Source organism: Terriglobia bacterium (assembly GCA_020072645.1).
In the GTDB taxonomy this organism is placed as follows: domain Bacteria; phylum Acidobacteriota; class Terriglobia; order Terriglobales; family Acidobacteriaceae; genus Angelobacter.
Genome location: JAIQGK010000015.1, coordinates 115,907 through 134,383, shown reverse-complemented (window position 1 = coordinate 134,383; position 18,477 = coordinate 115,907). Strand labels below are relative to the sequence as shown.

Genomic DNA, 18,477 nt, shown 5'->3' with positions numbered 1-18,477 from the left:
GGCCGAAGACCTCAACTGTGCGTTTCCGGACAGTTAGTTTGCAGGAATGAACAGTCCAGGCGCCAGGATGATTCTGGAAGACTGAAGTTGTGGCTTTTATTTCAATAGCTTACGTCTGACATGGATTTTGGCATTGCCTGTGCATACACTATTAGTGCAATGGATATAGTACGCGACGAATCGGTGAAGAAGAGAAAGCGCCAGAAGCAGGGGGCCATGATCGTGGTGGCCGTGATTGCGATTCTGGGCGCTACGTTAGGTGTTTCCAGACTCAAGCCAGCCCTGCAGGGCGTTGATGCTGGAACGATTTGGCCGGACACGGTGAAACGCGGCTCAATGCTGCGGCAGGTCCGAGGCCTGGGATCATTAGTGCCAATTCCGGACGATGTCCGTCTGATTCCAGCGGAGACAGACGTTCGCGTGGAACGGATTGTGATCCTGCCTGGCACGCCGGTAAAGGCAGATTCGGTCATCATGGAGCTTTCAAATCCTCAAGTGGAGCAGGAAGCCCTGAATGCGGACCTGGATTTACGCTCGGCCGAAGCTGAATATCACAATACCAAGGCAAAGATCGATAGCGATCTGGCAAGTCTGCGCTCTGGCGCCGCGACGGTTGAGGCAGACTACGAAAATGCCAAGCGCGATGCCGACCAGAACAGGGAACTGAAAAAGATTGGCGTAGTTTCTGATTCAGTCTTAAAGGCTTCTTTGAGCAAGGAAAAAGAGCTGGCCACGCGCTACAAGATTGAACAGGACCGGATTGCCGAAAGCACCAAGGCCATTGAGACGCAACTGGCAGTGCAACAGGCGACCATCGACCAGAAAAAGGCGCTGGCGCAATTGAAGCATCGGCAGAAAGACGCGTTGAAAGTCCGCGCCGGCATTCCCGGTGTCTTGCAGGAAGTACCTGTACAAGTTGGACAGCGAGCGACGCAGGGAACGATCCTGGCAAAAGTGGTGCAGCCGGAACACCTTCAGGCGGAGTTGAAGATTCCTGAAACGCAGGCCAAGGACATCATTATCGGCCAGAAGGCAGAGATTGATACCCACAACGGCGTGGTTGACGGCACGGTTTCACGCATTGATCCTGCGGTACAGGCGGGCACGGTTACAGTCGATGTGAAGCTGGATGGTCCACCGCCAAAAGGCGCCCGTCCGGACTTGAGCGTGGATGGAACGATCACGCAGGAAAAGCTGGAAAATGTACTCTATGTGGGCCGGCCGGCTTTTGGGCAGGAAAAGAGTACAGTAGGAATGTTCAAACTTGATCCGGACGAGAAGACCGCGACCAGAGTGAAAGTGGAATTGGGGCGCAGTTCCGTGAATACAATTGAGATTGTGGGCGGGCTGAAGGAAGGTGATAAAGTAATCCTTTCCGACATGTCCCGTTACGACAATCAGGATCGAATCAAGCTGGAAAAATAAGCAGCAGCGGAAGACCCATCAATACTTTGCGAGGAGAACATAAACGTGGCAAGCAGCGGACAAACTTTAATCAACCTGGAAAACGTAACCAAAATTTTCTACACCGATGAAGTTGAGACGCATGCGCTCTCCGGCATCCATCTGGACATTAAGAAAGGCGAGTATGTCGCCATTGCCGGTCCTTCAGGCTGCGGCAAATCGACCCTGCTCTCCATTATTGGCCTCCTGGATTCGCCCACGGATGGTTCTTACATCCTGAACAACCGTCCTGTGCAGGGACTGGATTTCTCTGATCGCGCCCGCATTCGCAATCAGGAAATCGGCTTCATTTTCCAAAGCTTCAACCTGATTGGCGATCTCACGGTGTATGAAAACGTAGAACTGCCGCTGACGTACCGCTCCATGTCGTCTCCTGAACGCAAAAAGCGCGTGCAGGAAGCGCTGGAGAAAGTGGGCATGGCGCACCGCATGCGCCACTATCCGTCACAGCTCTCTGGCGGTCAACAGCAGCGTGTTGCCGTGGCCCGCGCATTGGGCGGATCGCCCAGCATCCTACTGGCGGACGAGCCCACCGGAAACCTGGATTCACGCAATGGCGAAGCCGTGATGGACCTGCTGCAAAGCCTGCACCGCGAAGGCGCAACCATCTGCATGGTGACGCACGACGCGCGCTTTGCCAAGCATGCTGAGCGCACCATCCATCTCTTTGACGGGAAAGTGGTCGAAGAAACGGAAGCCGCGCAGCAAACAGCAGAGATGGCGTAAGAGCTAAGATCCCATCCATTTAAAACCGGAATTTCAATCCGAGGGAGAAGTGTGTGACTACACTGCTGCAAGATCTGCGTTACGGTCTGCGCACGCTGAGTAAGTCGCCGGCGTTTACGGTGATTGCCTTGTTCACCCTGGCTCTGGGCATCGGCGCGAACACCGCGATCTTCAGCATCGTGAATGCAGTGCTGTTGAAGCCGCTGCCGTTTCCTGATTCTGACAAGCTGGTATTCATGACGTCAGCTTTTGAGAAGCAGGGCGTTACCCGGAACTTCTCTACTTCATACGCTGATTTTCTGGACTGGCGTTCCACGGCCAAGTCTTTCACGGCTATGGCTTCTTACCATGGGGACAGTTTTACTCTTGCTGGAATGGATCAACCCTTGCATGTCTCTGGAGAGACGGTATCAGGCGATTTCTTCTCCATTTTAGGAACGCAGCCGCTGCTGGGACGCGGCTTTAACCGAGACGAGGAAAAGCCGGGAACGCGTGTGGTAGTGCTGAGCCACGATCTATGGCAATCCGCGTTTCATGGCGATCGCGGGATTATCGGACGAGCAATCACGCTGGATAAGCAGAGTTATACGGTCATAGGAGTAATGCCGGCGGGATTTTCTTTTCCGCTGGATGGCCGCGAGCCGCCCAAGCTGTGGCGGACTTTGGCGATCGATTCAGAAACAAAAGACCCCAAAAATTCCCCAGCAGCGACTTCACCGCAACAGCGGGGCGCTCATTATCTGCAGGTGGTTGCCCGGTTGAAGCCGGATATGCCCTTGGAACGCGCGCACGAAGAGATGAATGTGATCGCGCGCGGGCTGGCGAAGCAGTATCCAGACACAAACAGTAAATTTACGGCGGTCGGCCTTACGTCAGAACTGGACCATCTGGTAGGCAAGACGCGACCGCGTATGGTTGTCCTGCTTATATCGGTGGGTGTGGTGCTGCTGATTGCCTGCATGAACGTGGCAAACCTGCTTCTGGTCCGGGCCAGCCGCCGCAATCGCGAAATTGCGTTGCGTGCCGCGCTCGGCGCCAAGCGTATGCGGGTAGTGCGGCAGATGCTTACGGAAAGCGTGGTGCTGGCTCTGGGTGGCGCCATCATTGGCATTCCCATCGCCCTGTGGGCGCTCAAACTTTTCATTGCACTGAACGCACAAAATCTTCCGCGCATCCAGAATGCCGGGCTGGATGGAAATGTGCTTCTCTTCACCGCCGGTATCGCGCTGCTGACGAGCCTGATCTTCGGTCTGGTGCCGGCCCTCCGTGCATCAAGCCCCAATCTCACAGAATTCATGAAGGAAGGGCGCGGCACAACCGCCAGCGGATCTCACCAGCGGCTTCGTGGCGCTTTGGTAGTCATGGAAACGGCTGGCGGGTTGGTCCTGCTTGTTGTTGCCGGGTTGCTGCTTCGCAGTTTCCATCGCCTGGTATCGGTTGATCCGGGGCTTAACCCGCGGAACGTGCTGACGTTGACTTTCGATCTGCCGGAAACAAAGTATAACGACCAGCAACAGATGGATTTTTATACAGAACTTCTTTCCAAGGTGCGCGCTCTGCCAGGTGTAACTTCCGCCGGGGCAGTCACGCCGCTCCCTCTCAGCGGGAATAACGCGATCATCACGTTCCAGATTGAGGGCCACCCTGTGCCCAAGTCAGAAGAACCGTCCGCGGACATTGAATCAGCCTCACCCGGGTTTTTTAAGACCTTGAACATACCATTGCTTCGAGGGCGCGATTTCACCGAGCGCGATGACAGCAAGGCCCCGGGCGTGGTGATAGTGAACGAGGCCTTTGCCCGCAAATATTTCCCCAATGAAGATGCAGTGGGCAAGCGGATTACTCCCGGCGCTTCGAACAGCGGAGAGCCACCCTTGCGGGAAATCATTGCCGTTGTGGGCAATGTAAAGAATCGCAGCCTGGATTCAGAAGTTGTGCCGGTCTATTACATCCCTTCAACCCAACTGAACTTCGGCTCTATGTCTGTGTGCCTGCGGACGAGCAATGATCCGCACAGCGTAGCTTCAGCGGTGCGCAGCGTGGTTTCTTCCATGGACCCAGACCTTCCTGTGTACGACATCAAGACGATGGAAGAATATCTTGCTTCGTCGGTGGCAACACAGCGCTTCAACGCAATGCTGCTGGAAGCTTTCGCCGTATTGGCGCTACTGCTTACCGGAATCGGTCTCTACGGAGTGATTGCCTATGCGGTAGCTCAACGCACGCATGAAATTGGCGTTCGCATGACGCTGGGCGCTTCACGCTCGCAAGTAGTGCAGATGGTGCTGAAGGCCGGCCTGCAACTTACGGGAATCGGAGTGGCTGCGGGAGTGGTCCTTTCACTGGTCGCGGCCAAGTTCGCCACGTCGTTCAGCAGTCTGTTGTTTGGCGTAAAATCCACTGATGTTGTGACTTTTTCCGCGGTGGTGGGGATGGTTACAGTGGTTTCCCTGCTGGCATGCTACATCCCGGCGTACCGCGCGTCGAAGGTGGATCCGATGATCGCCCTGCGTTACGAATAAGACTCCTTCCTAAAAGGCCCGCATGAGCAGGCCTTTTTTGCTAGCTATCAAAAAAATCTAATCAAGCGGAAGAAGAACCTTGAATGGGTTGATTGTTCCGAATGCCGCGCGCTGACGTCTTCTGCGCATCGCGCCACCTTCGCCATTGGCGGACGACTGCGTGTCATTCACTGCTTGCGGTGGAGGAACGTAGCGCGCGTTCGCTGCTATCTGCGCCTGCTCCAGGCTAAAGGGAGCCTGCAGGACCATCTCTACGTTGGTCCCTCGCGGCAGGCTGATCTCATCACCGCGTTTCAGCAGGACCGCAAGCAGACCGAGGCCAGCGCCAACTCCGGCCCCCGGCAACAGGCCTATACCGATGTGGCTATTTGAGCCAATGATCGCGCCGCCGACGGTACTTGCCGCTACCGGAGTAATTACTTTTTCTGTCTGGTCCACCGGCTCAAGCGTTCTGTCATTGCTGCGTGTGCGGATGTTGCGGGCGCCGGGTATGCCCTGCAATACGCCATTGATCGGCACCACGAGATTGTTGGGAAAGATCAGGGTGGTGAAGTGGAAGCGGAATTCTGATGTCCGTTTCAGATGTCCGGGGCGTTCGTCTGATTCCACCACGCCCTGAACCAGCGTGCGTGCAGGAATCACCACGCCGTTGCCCTGCACCACAGGGTAGAGAGTTTCAAGATAAAGACCGGAGCCCGCTGTTCCCGACGTGGTATGCAGCGGGCTCTTCAGGACCATGAGCACCCGGGTCCCGGCGGGTATGGTCACCGTGGAAGGATTGGTCGTGGTTGCGACCGGCGGCGCCATAGTTTGAAGAAGCTGCGTTTGCTCCGGCGCGGCGGTTTCCGCAAGAGCGGTGTGCGGCGGCGGATCGTCAAGCCACGGCAAGCCTTGCGCTGAAGCGAGTTTGGCCAGCACTATGGTGGCAAGCAGTAGGGAACTCATCTTCGAACCAAGGTTGATCATGACGGCCTCTTTCTTTTCACTACGAATGTGACTCTATCTCCCGGTAGAATTGGCTCTCAAGCGGCAATGCGCGGCAGGGGAACGATGCCGCTGAATGTCGTGCGGGATCTATCAACACCAAAAAGAAAACGGGGCGGAACTCGAACCATGACAACCGGCAATCCAGCTGATCGACTAGATTCCTGGAAAGAGATTGCTTCGTATCTGCGGCGGGACGTCCGCACCGTGCAGCGCTGGGAGAAAAAAGAAGGGCTGCCTGTTTATCGCCATCTGCATGACAAGCTTGGATCGATCTACGCCTACCGCAATGAGCTGACAGACTGGTTCACTACGCGCCAGCAGTCCGGCGCGACAGTCGTGAGCGGGAATCGCGATGAAGGGCCGGCGGAGAAGATCAAGCTGGCGGTGTTGCCGTTTGGCAATCTCAGCGGAGCCAAAGACGACGACTACTTTAGTGACGGACTTACGGAAGAGATGATCACGCAGATCACGCGGTTACAGGCATCGGAGTTGGCCGTAATCGCGCGAACGACTGCGGAGCACTACGATTCCAGCAGCAAGTCAATGGATCAGATGAAGAAAGACTTGGGAGTCGGATACGTTCTGGAAGGGAAAGTAAGACGTGGCGGCAACCGGGTCCGCATCACGGCGCAGCTTATCCAATTGAAAGACCAGACACAGCTCTGGGCTGAAACATATGAGCGCGATTTGAGTGATGTCCTGAGCGTGCAGGCTAACATTGCCCAGGCGATTTCGCGCGAAATCAACCTGGCGCTGAATCTTTCCCAGAGCACGCGCCTTTCTGATCTGCAAAAAGGCCACGGACAAGTGCAGCCCGCGGCATACGATGCCTACCTGAAAGCCCGCTACAACCTGCACCAGATGACGCCTACTGCCATCAGCAAAAGTATTGAGGACTTTGAACGCGCTATCAAGCTCGACGAGAAATATGGACCCGCCTATGCCGGACTGGCGAGCGCCTACGCGCTTCTGGCGATAGCGCCGTTTGATCTGTTGCCACCGCGCGAAGCCATGCCGAAAGCCGAGAAAGCGGCACGCAAAGCGCTGGAGTTGGACAGCTCATTCGCGGAAGCACATACGGCACTGGCCCTGGTAAACCACCACTACCACTGGAAATGGGAAGAAGCCGAGGCCGGGTATGAGCTGGCGATCGAGCTGAACCCAGACCACGCGGACACACATCTGTGGTACTCATGGTTGTTACTGGCTCTAGGCAGACGCGATGCCGCGTTTGATGAGATTGAGCAGACGATGAGCATTGTGCAAGAGACAGATCCGCACCGGCTGGTGGCTGTCCATACGACGCGCGCGGCCGCTTATTATTTTGGCCGTGAATACCAGCGTGCGGTGGACGAATGCGAGAAAGCCAAGCAGTTGGATCCCGAGTACTTTATGCTGCACTTTATCGCCGGCCGCGCTTACATGCGATTGAACGAGCATGCCAAGGCCATTGCGCACCTGAAGCAGGCAAGAACCGAAACAGGAGAGATGCCACTGATGGATGCCGCGCTGGGCCTGGCCTATGCCGTGAGTGGCAAAAAAGCTGAGACGATGAAGCTAGCCGAAGCGTTTAAGGCAGCGGCAAAAAAACGTTACATACCGCCGACCTATTTTGGAATGCTCTTTGCTGGTTTGGGCGACAAAGACAAAGCAATGATGTGGCTTGAAAAAGCCTATGATGATCGCGCTGACGGTTTGACCTGGCTCAACGTTGAACCGATGCTGGATGACGTTCGATCAGATCCCAGATTTCAGGATCTGATACGGAGGATTGGACTAGTCAGGTGACGGGTTGGGCCGCAGCCATTGCCGCGGCCCAAATAGCTGTTAATGTGCGGGTTGCGGTGTGGCTTGCGCGGGCGGTGTAGGTTTCACGCCGGAGAAATCAACTTTCGGCGCGGTCTTTGCGCCTTCACTTGCGGCAAAGTACGCGTCATTACGCTTGAATCCAGCCATGCCGGCCCAGATGCTATTGGGGAAAAGGCCGATGAAGGTATTGTAGTCCTGCAGCGCGTCATTGTAGCGCTTGCGTTCCACTGCTATACGGTTCTCGGTTCCGGCCAGTTCATCCTGCAATCGCAAGAAGTTTTCATTGGACTTCAGTTGAGGGTAGTTTTCCACGACCACCAGAAGACGGCCCAAGGCGCCATCAAGTTGCTGGTTGGCGGAAATTTTATCTGCGGGAGTATTGGCGGAAAGCAAACGTGAACGTGCTTTGGCAATGTCGCCAAAGACGGTTTGCTCCTGCAAGGCAAAACCCTTCACGGTCTCAACCAGGTTGGGAATCAGATCAGCGCGGCGTTGCAGCACGATATCGACCTGCGACCACGCCGCTTTTACGGTCTCATTCTTCGTCACCATCTGATTTTTAGCGCCGACATAACTGCTGAATCCCACAATCAGCAGCAATACGATGATTCCTATTGCTATCCAAACCTTCATCTTCTCCTCCGTTTTATCCTTCGAGCCTTGACCATCTTTCAATTACAGCGCATCGACTGCCTGGACCACTCTGTTGATCCCATCCAGATATTGTGCGAACGCGGAAGCAGCGTTGATCTCATTTTCTTTTGCCGTCTGTTGGCGCACCTGCAACAACTTGAGAAAAATGCTGGAATCAAATCCAGTCCGCACCGCCAGCCTCTTGATGTTTTCCGCCTTGTGGGGCGCAGGTTGTTCTCCCATGGCAATGAGCGTATGCCGGAACAACGTGCTGAAAGCGGAAATGGAATCAAGCATTAAGCGCCGAACGCGTTTGTCGTCGCTCGCGGCCTGGAGATAACTTTGCCGCAACGTAAGTAGTTTGGTGCGCAGTTCGTGCTCCAGTTGAACGCGATGACGGTCCATGGGGACGTTCATGCCGGTAAAAATATCTTCGCCGTACAGGATGCGATGGCGCTGGCGGATATCGAGCATCTCAATGGCGAACACGTCTGTGCATTGCTCTAATTCAGAGCGTGAGAATATCAGCGGCGCAGGAAACTTGCGTTTCGTCCAGCCGGCAATAGCCGGCGCCAGCGCTGCAAGCACCGGAGCGGAAAGCTCACGCATCACGCAGAGGATGTTGATGTCAGAATAATCCGCATGAAATTCTCCGGATGCAGCCGACCCGAAAAGCGCCACACATTCCAGGTTTGCGCCCGCCGCCTGCCTGAGGCTATTCACAAAATCCGTGATCTGTTTTTCTGTTTCCATAAGTTATAAGCGTCTTCGCGGCTACCAGTCGCCACTTGCGCCGCCTCCTCCAGAACTTCCGCCGCCAAAACCACCAAAACCTCCGCCGCCGCCAAACCCGCCGCCGCCACCCCAACTACTGCCTCCACTACCTCGGCCTCCGCTGTTCAGGAACATGCCGAGCAAGAACCAAATCAGGCCGCTGCCTCCTGCCCTGGATAACACGGCGAGGACAACCAGGACTATAACTATTCCTAAAAAAATGGTTCCGGCAGATGGGCCATTCGCCGGCGCCTCGTCTGGCGGTGCACGCGGCGGTTCAGGGCCTTCAAGGGTTATGCCGGCATCGGCGGCGATCACTCCCGCAACGCGCTGTGTCATGAGCAGAACAGCAGGGCCGTATTGATCCTGCCTGAGCAAAGGAACGGCTTCACGGCCAAAGCCACCTACTTTCCCGTCGGGAAGGATAGGCTCCAGCCCATAGCCCACCTCAATGCGGCGCTTGCGATCGTTAATCGCCAGCAGGATCAAAACGCCGCGATTGTTCGATTTTGGCCCTATTCCCCAGGCTTTGTAGAGATCAGAAGCGTAGCTTTCAATATCTGCGCCATCCAGCGACTGGATGGTAACGATTGCGATTTGAGCATGGGCCTTTTGATCAATCTGCTCGCAGATGTTGCGGATCGACTCCGAGGACGAAGCGTCAAGCACGCCGGCGAAGTCATTCACGTATCCCGTGGGCTTGAGTTGTTTGATTGGCTCGGCGGAAAGCGCGGTTGTGAGACAGGCCAGCGCCAAAGCACACATTGTTGCCTGCCAGATTCTGTTAGGAGCCATTCGTCTCCAATTATATGCAGAAGGATGACATTGCAGATTTGTAATAACTGTTCTGGTCGCGCCTCCGGGCATTGCAATATGCAATCGCGCCGACATTTTCGGCGGCCGATGTGATAAACTCCGCCCGCTATGTTGCCAAAGATCGCATTCATGCTCTGCCTGCTCAGTGTGCCACTGCTCGCTGCCGATGAGTTTACCTTGTATGAATTGCAGCAGCCGGAAACACATCAGTTCGCGATAACTTACGACGTAACCACAACGCGCGAAGGCGCGCAATTCTTCTTCAATCCCATACGTCCTGGCTCCGTTGCGACGAAAGAGCGCGTGATCGAGCGCAGCAGCGGCAAGGAATTGAAGTTTGAAACGGTGAACGGCAAAGACGCAAAGGCCACGGGACTTATTCCATCTGATACGTCGGACAAAGCAGAATTCATCAAAGTACATTTACCGGGGCCGGTGCCAAAAGGCGGGGAAACTCGGATACGCATCTTCAAAACTTACACGGATGCGCCTTCCTACTCGCTGAGCGACGGCAAACTAATTTTTGTTCGACCGCTTGGCATCAAGCGCAATGTAGTGTTGCTGCCCAAAGGCTGGGAGTTGGTGGAGTGCGCGTCGCCGGGAATTGTTTCAACCGATGCGGATGGACGAATCCGCGTCAGCTTCCTAAACGACCGTGACGATCAGCTTCCGGTGAAGATTGTCGCGCGGAGGCTGCCATGAGAAGAATCATTTTAGCGTGCTTTCTATCGATGGCCGCTGTAATGCTGGCGCAGGACGAATCTTTTCATCGCGCTCAGCAGGACCGCGAGATCAGCTACTGGCTGCTTGAGCCTTCAACCCATCAGTTCCGCATCTCGCATGACTTCACCGTCACGCGAGTTGGGCAAAAATCCGTTCACAGCTTTGTTCGCAAGGGAAGCGTGGTTGCGCCGGATGCGAAGATGACCGATCTGGATACGGGCAAGCCGCTGAAGACTTCAACCGTCGCGGGCAAGGACGTAAACGCACTGGGCTATTATCCGGAGCCGGTTGAGCCGGATTCTGTGGCGGTGCAGGGCGACCTTGAACATCCAGTGGGCGAAGGCCAGTCCACGCGCGTGCGCGTACAGGAAACATACACCGATCCGGTTGGCTATGTCGTAAAAGACGGAGAGCTGACCTGGACGCGAACGCTGGGGCGTCCGCTGAATTATGTAACGCTTCCAGCCGGATGGATGTTGACTGAAGTGAACACGCCTGCGGTGATCACGCTGGATGAAGAAGGACGAATCAAGCTGCGCTTCACGAATACTCGGAACGGCGATTTGGCGGTAGTGCTCAAGGCGAAGAAGCGGCCAGCCGCGAAGCCATGAGATGTTCGCAAATATAAGCGGTAATCACTTGCGCCGCTGCCGCGCCACTTCATACATGACGATTGCAGCTGCTACAGACACATTCAGTGACGGCACTTTTCCCGCCATCGGAATCTTTACTAGAAAGTCGCATTTCTTGCGAATCTGTTCATGCAATCCGTGGCCTTCCGCTCCCAGCACCAGCGCGCAATCCATTTTGTAATCGATCTGGTCATAGAGTTTGTCGCCGCGCTCGTCCAAGCCAACAGTCCATATATTGCGCGACTTCAATTCTTCCAGCGCGCGTCCCGCATTGGTAACGCGGGCAATCGGCAGATACTCTGACGCTCCGGCGGAAGCCTTGACCACCGTTCCCGTAACGCCGGCGGCGCGTCGCTCTGGGATAATGATTCCGTCAGCGCCTGCGCCTTCCGCGGTGCGAATAATCGCGCCAAGGTTATGCGGATCTTCAATGCCATCCAGCAGTAGAACAAAACTGTGCGTGCCACGCTTGCCGGCCAGAATGTCGTCAACGTCGTTGTATTGCTTTTCCGCGGTGACCGCGACAACGCCCTGGTGATTCGCGGCGCGAGCCAGTCGCGTGAGTTGTTCGCGCGGCATGGTACGCAGTGGAACCCCAGCGCTGCGGCAGAGTTGTGCGATTTTCTGGATGCGCGCATCGCCGCGTCCCGGCGCCACGGCCACATAGTCGAATGCGCGCTGCCGCGCTTGCAAAGCTTCTTCTACAGCATGAATGCCAAAGATAATCATCAAAGAGGAGAATGATTGCCAGCTTCTAGTGTTGCAGCAATCGGAATTGCGCACAAGTGGCGGCTACATTTCCCGTTCTGAAACTTATCTCGTCATGTTCTGTCGAGCGAAAAGTTCCAACACCATGTTTGTGTTTGCCACCATGGCCATTAAAATATCTGCGGAGACGAACAGCGGTTCATTACTTCATGCTGCACAAAAGGGCTCAACTTCCGGTGGTGCTTTCAATTGCCGGCCATGATCCTTCGTCGGGCGCGGGAGTCACGGCGGATGTGAAAACCATGGCCGCAAATGGGTGTTATGGCGTTACGTGCATTACGGCTCTTACTGTGCAATCCACGCGCGGCGTAAAGCGCATTGATCCCGTTGAAGGCAGAATCATCACGGAAACGCTGGAACACCTCATGGATGATATGCAAATTGCCGCGGTAAAAATTGGCATGCTGGGCTCGGCGGAAGCGGCAAAGTGTGTTGCGGGTTTTCTAAAACGCTATTATCTGCGGCACGTTGTGCTTGATCCTATTATCCACTCAAGTTCCGGCGCTGAACTGATCACCCGCGAAGGCTTGCAGGTAATGAAGGAGCGGATACTGGGGCAAGTGGCCGTTATCACACCTAATGTGGATGAAGCCGCCACGCTTACCGGCCTTGCCGTGAGTACCATGGACCAAATGCAACTTGCCGCTCAACGACTGCATGAGATGGGCGTGCGAAACGTAATTATCACCGGCGGACATCTTGATCCGCCGCACGACTTGGTGAGCAGGGAGGACCGTCGCTCTACTGTGCTTGAAGGCGCTAAAATTTCCGGCAACTCAACGCACGGAACGGGCTGCGCTTTTTCATCGGCGCTGGCGTGCTCCCTGGCAAAGGGCAATGACCTGCTCACAGCCGCGAGAGCAGCCAAGCATTACGTGGAAAGCTCTATGCGCAAAGCGCTCTCCGTAGGCAAGGGAAGCGGTCCCGTGGTCTAGCTCAAGCTTCATGCTTGCTGTTTGCTTATTCGGATGTCAAAGATCTTTAAATCCAAAGATCTTTAAATCAAAAGATCTCTAAACTACACGATCGTTAAATCTAAGGACCGTTGCTGCCTCTGCTCCAGCCTAAGCTAATCCTGGGGCGGTTGGTTATTCGATGGCGGCGCATTCTGCTGTTGTGAGTTCGCCGGAGGCTGAGTATTTGCAGGCTGCTGCGTCGGACGCGTCTTTAACTGCGGCTCACTATTATTTTGCGGAGGCCGATTTTGCTGTGGTTGATCAGACTGCGGCGCCGCAACCGCTGGCTCTTCTTCTCCTTGTGCAGGATTGCGAAATTCCGGAGGCGTAGTGTTGGTGGTGGGCGGCGGAGTTTTCGGTTCAATGATAATTCGATTGTCGCGCGTTCTTAGAGCCGGAGCCGCGCCGCTGCGGCGTCTGGCTTCCGCCTTCGCCTCAAAGCTTGATTCCACCAACGTTGTGCTTTCTTCCGCCACGTGGCCCACGCTCTGTCCTTCCACTTCAGGCCGGGTTGAGACCATTACTTTCTGCCTTGCGCGTTCCGCGCGTTGCGCCTGCTGATAAAACGATTGCGCCGTCTCCGTGTCGCCTTCCAGTTCAGCCAGGTAGCCCATATTGTTCAGCGCAAAAGAATTTTTTGGGTCCATCTTGTAGGCCTGCTCAAAACTGTCACGCGCCGCCTTGCGGTCATTCCTGTTCATCGCGGAAACGCCGCGCAGATTCAGCCGTGCCACGCGGTCTTGCATGTCCTGCGCCTTGTTCAGCTCCTTGCGGCTCTTGTCCGCGTTTTGCTGCGCCACTTCACTGATCGGTTTGCCACGCCAGCTCTTGTTAAAGGCAATCACAATTGGTTCGCGTGATCCGGTGGCGGCGGAGCTATCGTAATATCGTATTGCCGATTCCAGTTCACCCTCTTTTTCCTTGGCAAATCCCATATTGTTCAGCGTGAAGGGATTTTTGGGATCAAGCTTCAGCGCCGATTGCAGCACCACGTCAGCTTCCGGCGCGCGATCGCGATTCAGCAATCCCAGCGCTTCGCTGTTCAGTTCATTCACTTTCATCGGGCCTTCAGCGGTATGTCCGGCAACGCTGGCCACGGTCTTGCCCTGGGCCTCCTGATTGGTCGACCGGTCAATCACGGCCTCAGACGTGTTGGCCTTGGCCTGATCGTAATAACGTTGCGCGCGTTCCAGGCTGCCTTCCAGTTCAGAGACATAGCCCAGGTTATTCAGCGTGAACGGATCGTTCGGGTCAATCAGGTACGCTTTATAAAAGAGGCGCTTGGCTTTGCTGATGTCATGCTTCTTGAGTGCCGCCACGCCATCGCGATTCAACTGCTGTACCGGGGTGAACTTGCTTTTCTTGGGCAGCGGGATACGCACCTGCTGGGCCTGGGCGGCAACTCCGCCGGACATCATAGGCAAACCCAGACATAAACCAAGAGACAAAGCTAGAACTGAAGGCGCTGGAACACTGGAGAATGGGGAACGCATGAGTTTTTCAAATCCTCGTAAGCCCTGGCCCTCTGGCGTGTTATTTCTCACACCGTTCTTTCGCACAGCGTAATTTCGCACACCGGGGGCCGCAGGGCAGTAGCTCTGCTTGTCAGTTGGATGGCGAAACCCTCTCTCAGGTTGGGCAGACGTTCATCGCGTTAGCGATGAATAGTGTCGTAGGCTGCCAAACGAAAATAGTCAAAGAAATCCAAAAACTGCCCCACTACCTATTTACGCTGGGCTGCCATCTGAGCTGCTGCTCTTTGCATCCAAGGGAGTGTTCAGAGCTTTATTGTTTAGAACCTTAAGCTCCGGAGTCTCTTAGAACTCTATGCATCGTTCCCCCAAAACGTCGCTCGCAGTCCTTTTTATATTCATGACGGTTGGCCTTGCTGCCGTGGCACAGAATAATCCGGCCACGCCGAACCCCGGCTCCGGCGTGCCGCAAACGCCCGTGCCGAACACTACGCCATCGCAGCCTGCGGCCACCGCTCCTGCTCCCGCCCAGCCTGCAACGGCCGACCAGCCAAAGCCGGCGAACCAAACGGCAGCTCCGGCCAGCAGCCAGCCTGCGGCGACGGACCAGAACAACTCCAGCGCCAGCCCAAGTTCAACAGGCTCCGCAGGCTCAACAGATTCAACCGTCCAGAAGTCAGCCGAGCAAAAAACTGCCGACCAACGCTCAGCCGATCAGAAGTCTTCAGATCAAAAGTCAGCCGGCCAAAAGAGCAACGGAACCAGCCGGCCCGCAGCCACGCCAACTCCTATTCCGCAGGCGCAGCCGAAGACAGACATTCTTGATAGCTCCGCCACGTCCGGCGCGCTGGTCACGGACGGGCACGATCCCATTCTTGATCCCGCGCCTGTGCCGCGCACAACCACAACCATGGTGGGAGGCACAATCAGCGGCGTTGACCGCCTGCGCAACAAGATGACCGTGCACGTTTTTGGTGGCGGTCACTGGACCGTCAATTTTGACGAGCGCACGCACATCTTCCATAACGGCGCGGAAACCACGCAACTGGCGCTTAAAAAGGGCGAGCGCGTTTACGTTGACACCCAGCTAGACAACAACCGCCATGATATTTTTGCCCGCAATATCCGCGTGGGCGTGGCTGAGCTGCCTGCCGACGCCGACGGCCAGATCATCGCCGTTGACACCAGGCACAATGAACTTACCTTGCGAGACACGCTCAATTCCGTGCCGGTGCGCTTCGCCGTCGATCCGGAAACCCGCATCAGCAACGGCCAGACCCCAGCGGCCTTTAAGGACGTAAAGCCCGGAACGCTGGTGCACGTGCGCTTTGCCGCATCCAGCCCCAACCGCGGCCTGGCGCGCGAAATCAGCATCATCGCCGTGCCCGGATCAAGCTTCACTTTTGCCGGCAAAGTCACCTACCTTGATCTCCATCGCGGCCTTCTGGCGGTGCAGAACACAACTGACGACAAGAATTACGAAATTCACTTCGGTCCGTCGGCTGTTGCCAACAGAAGCGAGCTCGGCGTTGGCCGCGATGTCCTGGTCCGCGCAACGTTTGAAGGCACGCGCTATATGGCGCAGTCAGTCAACCTGACAAGGACGGAAGAGGAAAAATAGCTTCTAGCCGCTGGCTAGTGGCTTTTAGCTCTTGGCCCGTGATTTCTAGGGCGATCAGTGCTGTGGTAATTGCCGAAACCCATGTGGCACCGCCGCCCTCGGCGGTGATTTCTATCTGGATCCTGCGTGCCTTCGTGGTAAGGGGTTGGTTTTCCGATTTCGACGATGTCGTGCGATCACGGCGATGTCGGCGATTCCCCCCTCCCCCCTCTGCCCCGACTAGGATTCCAAAGGGCTTACACAATTCAACCCCGGGGATGACCCCCATCCTTTGTGTTCCTTCGTGTCCTTTGTGGTTCAGGTTTGTTTTTCCGATGACGCGCGTACCCCACCCCTGCCCCCCGGCTTCCACCCAATTTCACCCAAGGTCACCCAATCCACCCAAGAGTCGGCAGTGGGTCGCAATTCTTTGCTTTGGTCTTGATTGGCTAAATTGCTGATTGCTAGCTGCTATTTGCTTAATTTTCAAAGATATTGGATTGCTCGCACCCTGAGGCGCTGCCAGAGTATAATGGCATCCATAAAGCGAATCAAGTGCGAAAGATGACAATTGATCTGGTTGCTCGGCCTGATAAATTTTGAAGAAGAACGCTTTCGCACGCCTTAAGAAACGCAGCCTATAATCAACAAGCATTCGTGGCTGCTTTCTAAGCTGAATGCGCTGATTCGCTATGCCAACCAAGACTATTCCGAGGGTATTTCGGCGATGAAGATAACCTGCCTAGACAAGCAAGTGGGCCAATTCCTTAAGGAATCTTTTTACCGGATTCCAAGATTTCAAAGGCCCTATTCGTGGGATCGGACGAACATTGAAGAGTTCTGGAACGATGCTGTTGTAGAGAATGAGGCCCAGTATTTCATTGGCAACTTCGTCGTGTATGACGACAAAGGTGCGATGGGCGTGGTTGACGGACAGCAGCGGCTCACGACTATAACCCTGCTTCTTTGCGCCCTTCGGAATGCGTTCCAGAATGAAGGTTTTTCCAACCTTGCCAAGGGTGTCCATGGCCTTATCGAGCGTACGGACATCTCGGACCAGCGATTCTTTGTGCTGCAGACAGAAACCTCTTATCCATACTTTCAGGAGCACATACAGAAATTCGATGGAAAGCCAGGTGTGCCCGTCGATGCAGCACCTGAAGAACAGTTGCTTAAACAGGCCTTCGAATATTTTCAAAGCAATGTCAATGGCTTGGTCTCTGGGATAAAAAGCCTCCCGAGTCTGTCCGATACAAAGAAAAAAGCCAAGCTCCAAGAGGAACTATCCAAGATCAGAGATAAGATTTTGAGCCTAAAGCTAATTTTCACGGCGTTAGAGAATGATGACGACGCCTATGTCATTTTTGAGACCCTAAATACGCGTGGGAAGGACCTAACGCTCTCAGATCTCGTGAAAAGCCATCTCTCCCGATTGTTGAAACCCTCCAATACTGGAGTAGATCTGGCCAAAGACAAATGGAACAAAATCCATAATGTCTTTGAAGCGTCTCAAGCGGATCTTAGTGTTTCAACATTCATTCATCATTTCTGGCTTTCTCGTTATGAGTACATCACTGAGAAGAAGCTTTTTAAGGCACTACGAAAGAGGATAAAAAAAGAAGACGCAAGTTCTTTTTTGGACGATCTTGTAACAGAAAGCGTGATTTATCGATACATACATGAGCCGTCTTCAAGAACATGGGCTAAAGACGAGTGTGATATTCGCGACTCTTTGCGCGCAATGAACCTATTTCGAATTAAACAGCAACTCCCGCTGGTCCTCAGTGTTATGCGGCACTACGAGGATAAAGCTTTAAAGACGAAACACGTGTGCGCAATTCTGTCGGCCATTGAAAATTTCCATTTCACGTTTACGGCGATTGCTTCCCAGAGATCTTCTGGTGGAATCTCGTTTATGTATGCGCTGGCTGCGCGTGAGCTATACCAAGCCAAGAATCTTGAGGCCAAGGTGAAGGGCTTGCAGACGTTTCAGAAGAAAAAGCTAGCCGCCAAGCAGCCTCAGTATGCAGAATTTGAACCCAGCTTCTTGGAGTTGAAATATTCAAGTCAAATGACAAAGCAGAAGAATTTGGTTAGATATATATTGACTAACATTTACCAAAAGAACTCCAAAGGGCTTCCCATTGATCCAGAACAGGCGACAATTGAGCATCTTGCATCAGAGAATCCGGCTAAGTCCACCAGCCTTTCTCAAGAAGACATTGCTTCGATAGGGAACCTGATACTCGTGAATCAAGCATTGAACAATGAATTAGCAAATAAGAGTTTCTCCGAGAAGGTTAATATCCTTAAAAATGCCAACGTTTGGATCGATCCGGTTATCCTGAAGGCTAAGCAATGGGGTGGTCCTGAGATCGCGCAACGCACTAAGCTCCTTGCAAAGGAAGCCTACGACAATGTCTGGTCGCTATAATCGGTAGATCCGGGATCGATAATGCACGCACCACTGCGCGAATCTTCGGAAGATAGGAATTCAATTTGGGGAGTCTGGGCAGGTCGCACTAAAAGTCGTGCTCTGATAAAAGTTTTTCCAGACTCTTCAATCAGCCGGGGCCTTCGCCCCGGCGACTGGAC

At 54.5% G+C, this 18,477-nt stretch carries 16 protein-coding genes; 9 read left to right on the top strand and 7 right to left on the bottom strand.

Going from position 1 to position 18,477, the window contains the following annotated elements; all coding sequences use genetic code 11:
- Nucleotides 1-159: 159 nt before the first annotated feature.
- From LAO76_21715 to LAO76_21705, 3 genes are read left to right on the top strand one after another with little or no spacing between them, the layout of a single operon-like run.
- Entirely contained in the window at nucleotides 160-1,425 is a 1,266-nt protein-coding gene (locus LAO76_21715; GenBank protein ID MBZ5493544.1) for an HlyD family efflux transporter periplasmic adaptor subunit, read from the top strand.
- 45 nt (nucleotides 1,426-1,470) lie between these two features.
- Nucleotides 1,471-2,190 carry an ABC transporter ATP-binding protein gene (locus tag LAO76_21710; GenBank protein ID MBZ5493543.1) on the top strand — a complete coding sequence of 240 codons (720 nt, stop codon included), beginning with the start codon at nucleotides 1,471-1,473 and terminating at the stop codon, nucleotides 2,188-2,190.
- Between the two features lie 53 nt (nucleotides 2,191-2,243).
- On the top strand, nucleotides 2,244-4,712 hold the full coding sequence (locus LAO76_21705; protein ID MBZ5493542.1) for an ABC transporter permease: 2,469 nt from the start codon (nucleotides 2,244-2,246) through the stop codon (nucleotides 4,710-4,712).
- Between the two features lie 57 nt (nucleotides 4,713-4,769).
- On the opposite strand, the gene LAO76_21700 is transcribed toward LAO76_21705, so the two are convergent.
- The gene (locus LAO76_21700) at nucleotides 4,770-5,657 is read right to left on the bottom strand and encodes a hypothetical protein (protein MBZ5493541.1); all 888 of its coding nucleotides are present in this window, start codon (nucleotides 5,655-5,657) and stop codon (nucleotides 4,770-4,772) included.
- 168 nt (nucleotides 5,658-5,825) lie between these two features.
- Between LAO76_21700 and LAO76_21695 the strand changes: the two genes are divergently transcribed.
- Complete coding sequence (locus tag LAO76_21695; protein MBZ5493540.1) at nucleotides 5,826-7,487, top strand: hypothetical protein; 1,662 nt, start codon at nucleotides 5,826-5,828, stop codon at nucleotides 7,485-7,487.
- Nucleotides 7,488-7,526: 39 nt separating this feature from the next.
- Here LAO76_21695 and LAO76_21690 read toward each other — a convergent pair whose 3' ends face one another.
- From LAO76_21690 to LAO76_21680, 3 genes are read right to left on the bottom strand one after another with little or no spacing between them, the layout of a single operon-like run.
- Complete coding sequence (locus LAO76_21690) at nucleotides 7,527-8,141, bottom strand: LemA family protein (GenBank protein ID MBZ5493539.1); 615 nt, start codon at nucleotides 8,139-8,141, stop codon at nucleotides 7,527-7,529.
- A gap of 42 nt (nucleotides 8,142-8,183) precedes the next feature.
- A complete protein-coding gene (locus LAO76_21685; GenBank protein ID MBZ5493538.1) occupies nucleotides 8,184-8,894 on the bottom strand; it encodes a nucleotidyltransferase domain-containing protein in 711 nt (236 codons plus the stop codon).
- A 21-nt stretch (nucleotides 8,895-8,915) separates the two neighbouring features.
- Nucleotides 8,916-9,710 carry a TPM domain-containing protein gene (locus LAO76_21680; protein MBZ5493537.1) on the bottom strand — a complete coding sequence of 265 codons (795 nt, stop codon included), beginning with the start codon at nucleotides 9,708-9,710 and terminating at the stop codon, nucleotides 8,916-8,918.
- Between the two features lie 129 nt (nucleotides 9,711-9,839).
- Between LAO76_21680 and LAO76_21675 the strand changes: the two genes are divergently transcribed.
- Together LAO76_21675 and LAO76_21670 are read left to right on the top strand one after the other, a co-directional pair.
- The gene (locus LAO76_21675) at nucleotides 9,840-10,433 is read left to right on the top strand and encodes a hypothetical protein (GenBank protein ID MBZ5493536.1); all 594 of its coding nucleotides are present in this window, start codon (nucleotides 9,840-9,842) and stop codon (nucleotides 10,431-10,433) included.
- Entirely contained in the window at nucleotides 10,430-11,065 is a 636-nt protein-coding gene (locus LAO76_21670) for a hypothetical protein (GenBank protein MBZ5493535.1), read from the top strand. The genes LAO76_21675 and LAO76_21670 overlap by 4 nt, the downstream gene beginning before the upstream one ends.
- Before the next feature lie 24 nt (nucleotides 11,066-11,089).
- On the opposite strand, the gene rlmB is transcribed toward LAO76_21670, so the two are convergent.
- Entirely contained in the window at nucleotides 11,090-11,818 is a 729-nt protein-coding gene (gene rlmB / locus LAO76_21665) for a 23S rRNA (guanosine(2251)-2'-O)-methyltransferase RlmB (GenBank protein MBZ5493534.1), read from the bottom strand.
- 185 nt (nucleotides 11,819-12,003) lie between these two features.
- Here rlmB and thiD point away from each other — a divergent pair, with 185 nt between their 5' ends.
- Entirely contained in the window at nucleotides 12,004-12,789 is a 786-nt protein-coding gene (gene thiD / locus LAO76_21660; protein MBZ5493533.1) for a bifunctional hydroxymethylpyrimidine kinase/phosphomethylpyrimidine kinase, read from the top strand.
- 134 nt (nucleotides 12,790-12,923) lie between these two features.
- Here the strand turns inward: thiD and LAO76_21655 are convergent, their stop codons facing one another.
- Nucleotides 12,924-14,303: a hypothetical protein gene (locus LAO76_21655; protein MBZ5493532.1), complete on the bottom strand. Its 1,380-nt coding sequence runs from the start codon at nucleotides 14,301-14,303 to the stop codon at nucleotides 12,924-12,926.
- A gap of 334 nt (nucleotides 14,304-14,637) precedes the next feature.
- On the opposite strand from LAO76_21655, the gene LAO76_21650 reads away from it, so the two are divergent.
- Nucleotides 14,638-15,903, top strand: coding sequence for a DUF5666 domain-containing protein (locus tag LAO76_21650; GenBank protein MBZ5493531.1), 1,266 nt, complete (start codon nucleotides 14,638-14,640; stop codon nucleotides 15,901-15,903).
- Between the two features lie 358 nt (nucleotides 15,904-16,261).
- Here LAO76_21650 and LAO76_21645 read toward each other — a convergent pair whose 3' ends face one another.
- Complete coding sequence (locus LAO76_21645) at nucleotides 16,262-16,537, bottom strand: hypothetical protein (GenBank protein ID MBZ5493530.1); 276 nt, start codon at nucleotides 16,535-16,537, stop codon at nucleotides 16,262-16,264.
- Between the two features lie 72 nt (nucleotides 16,538-16,609).
- Between LAO76_21645 and LAO76_21640 the strand changes: the two genes are divergently transcribed.
- Complete coding sequence (locus LAO76_21640) at nucleotides 16,610-18,316, top strand: DUF262 domain-containing HNH endonuclease family protein (protein MBZ5493529.1); 1,707 nt, start codon at nucleotides 16,610-16,612, stop codon at nucleotides 18,314-18,316.
- Nucleotides 18,317-18,477 lie beyond the last annotated feature (161 nt).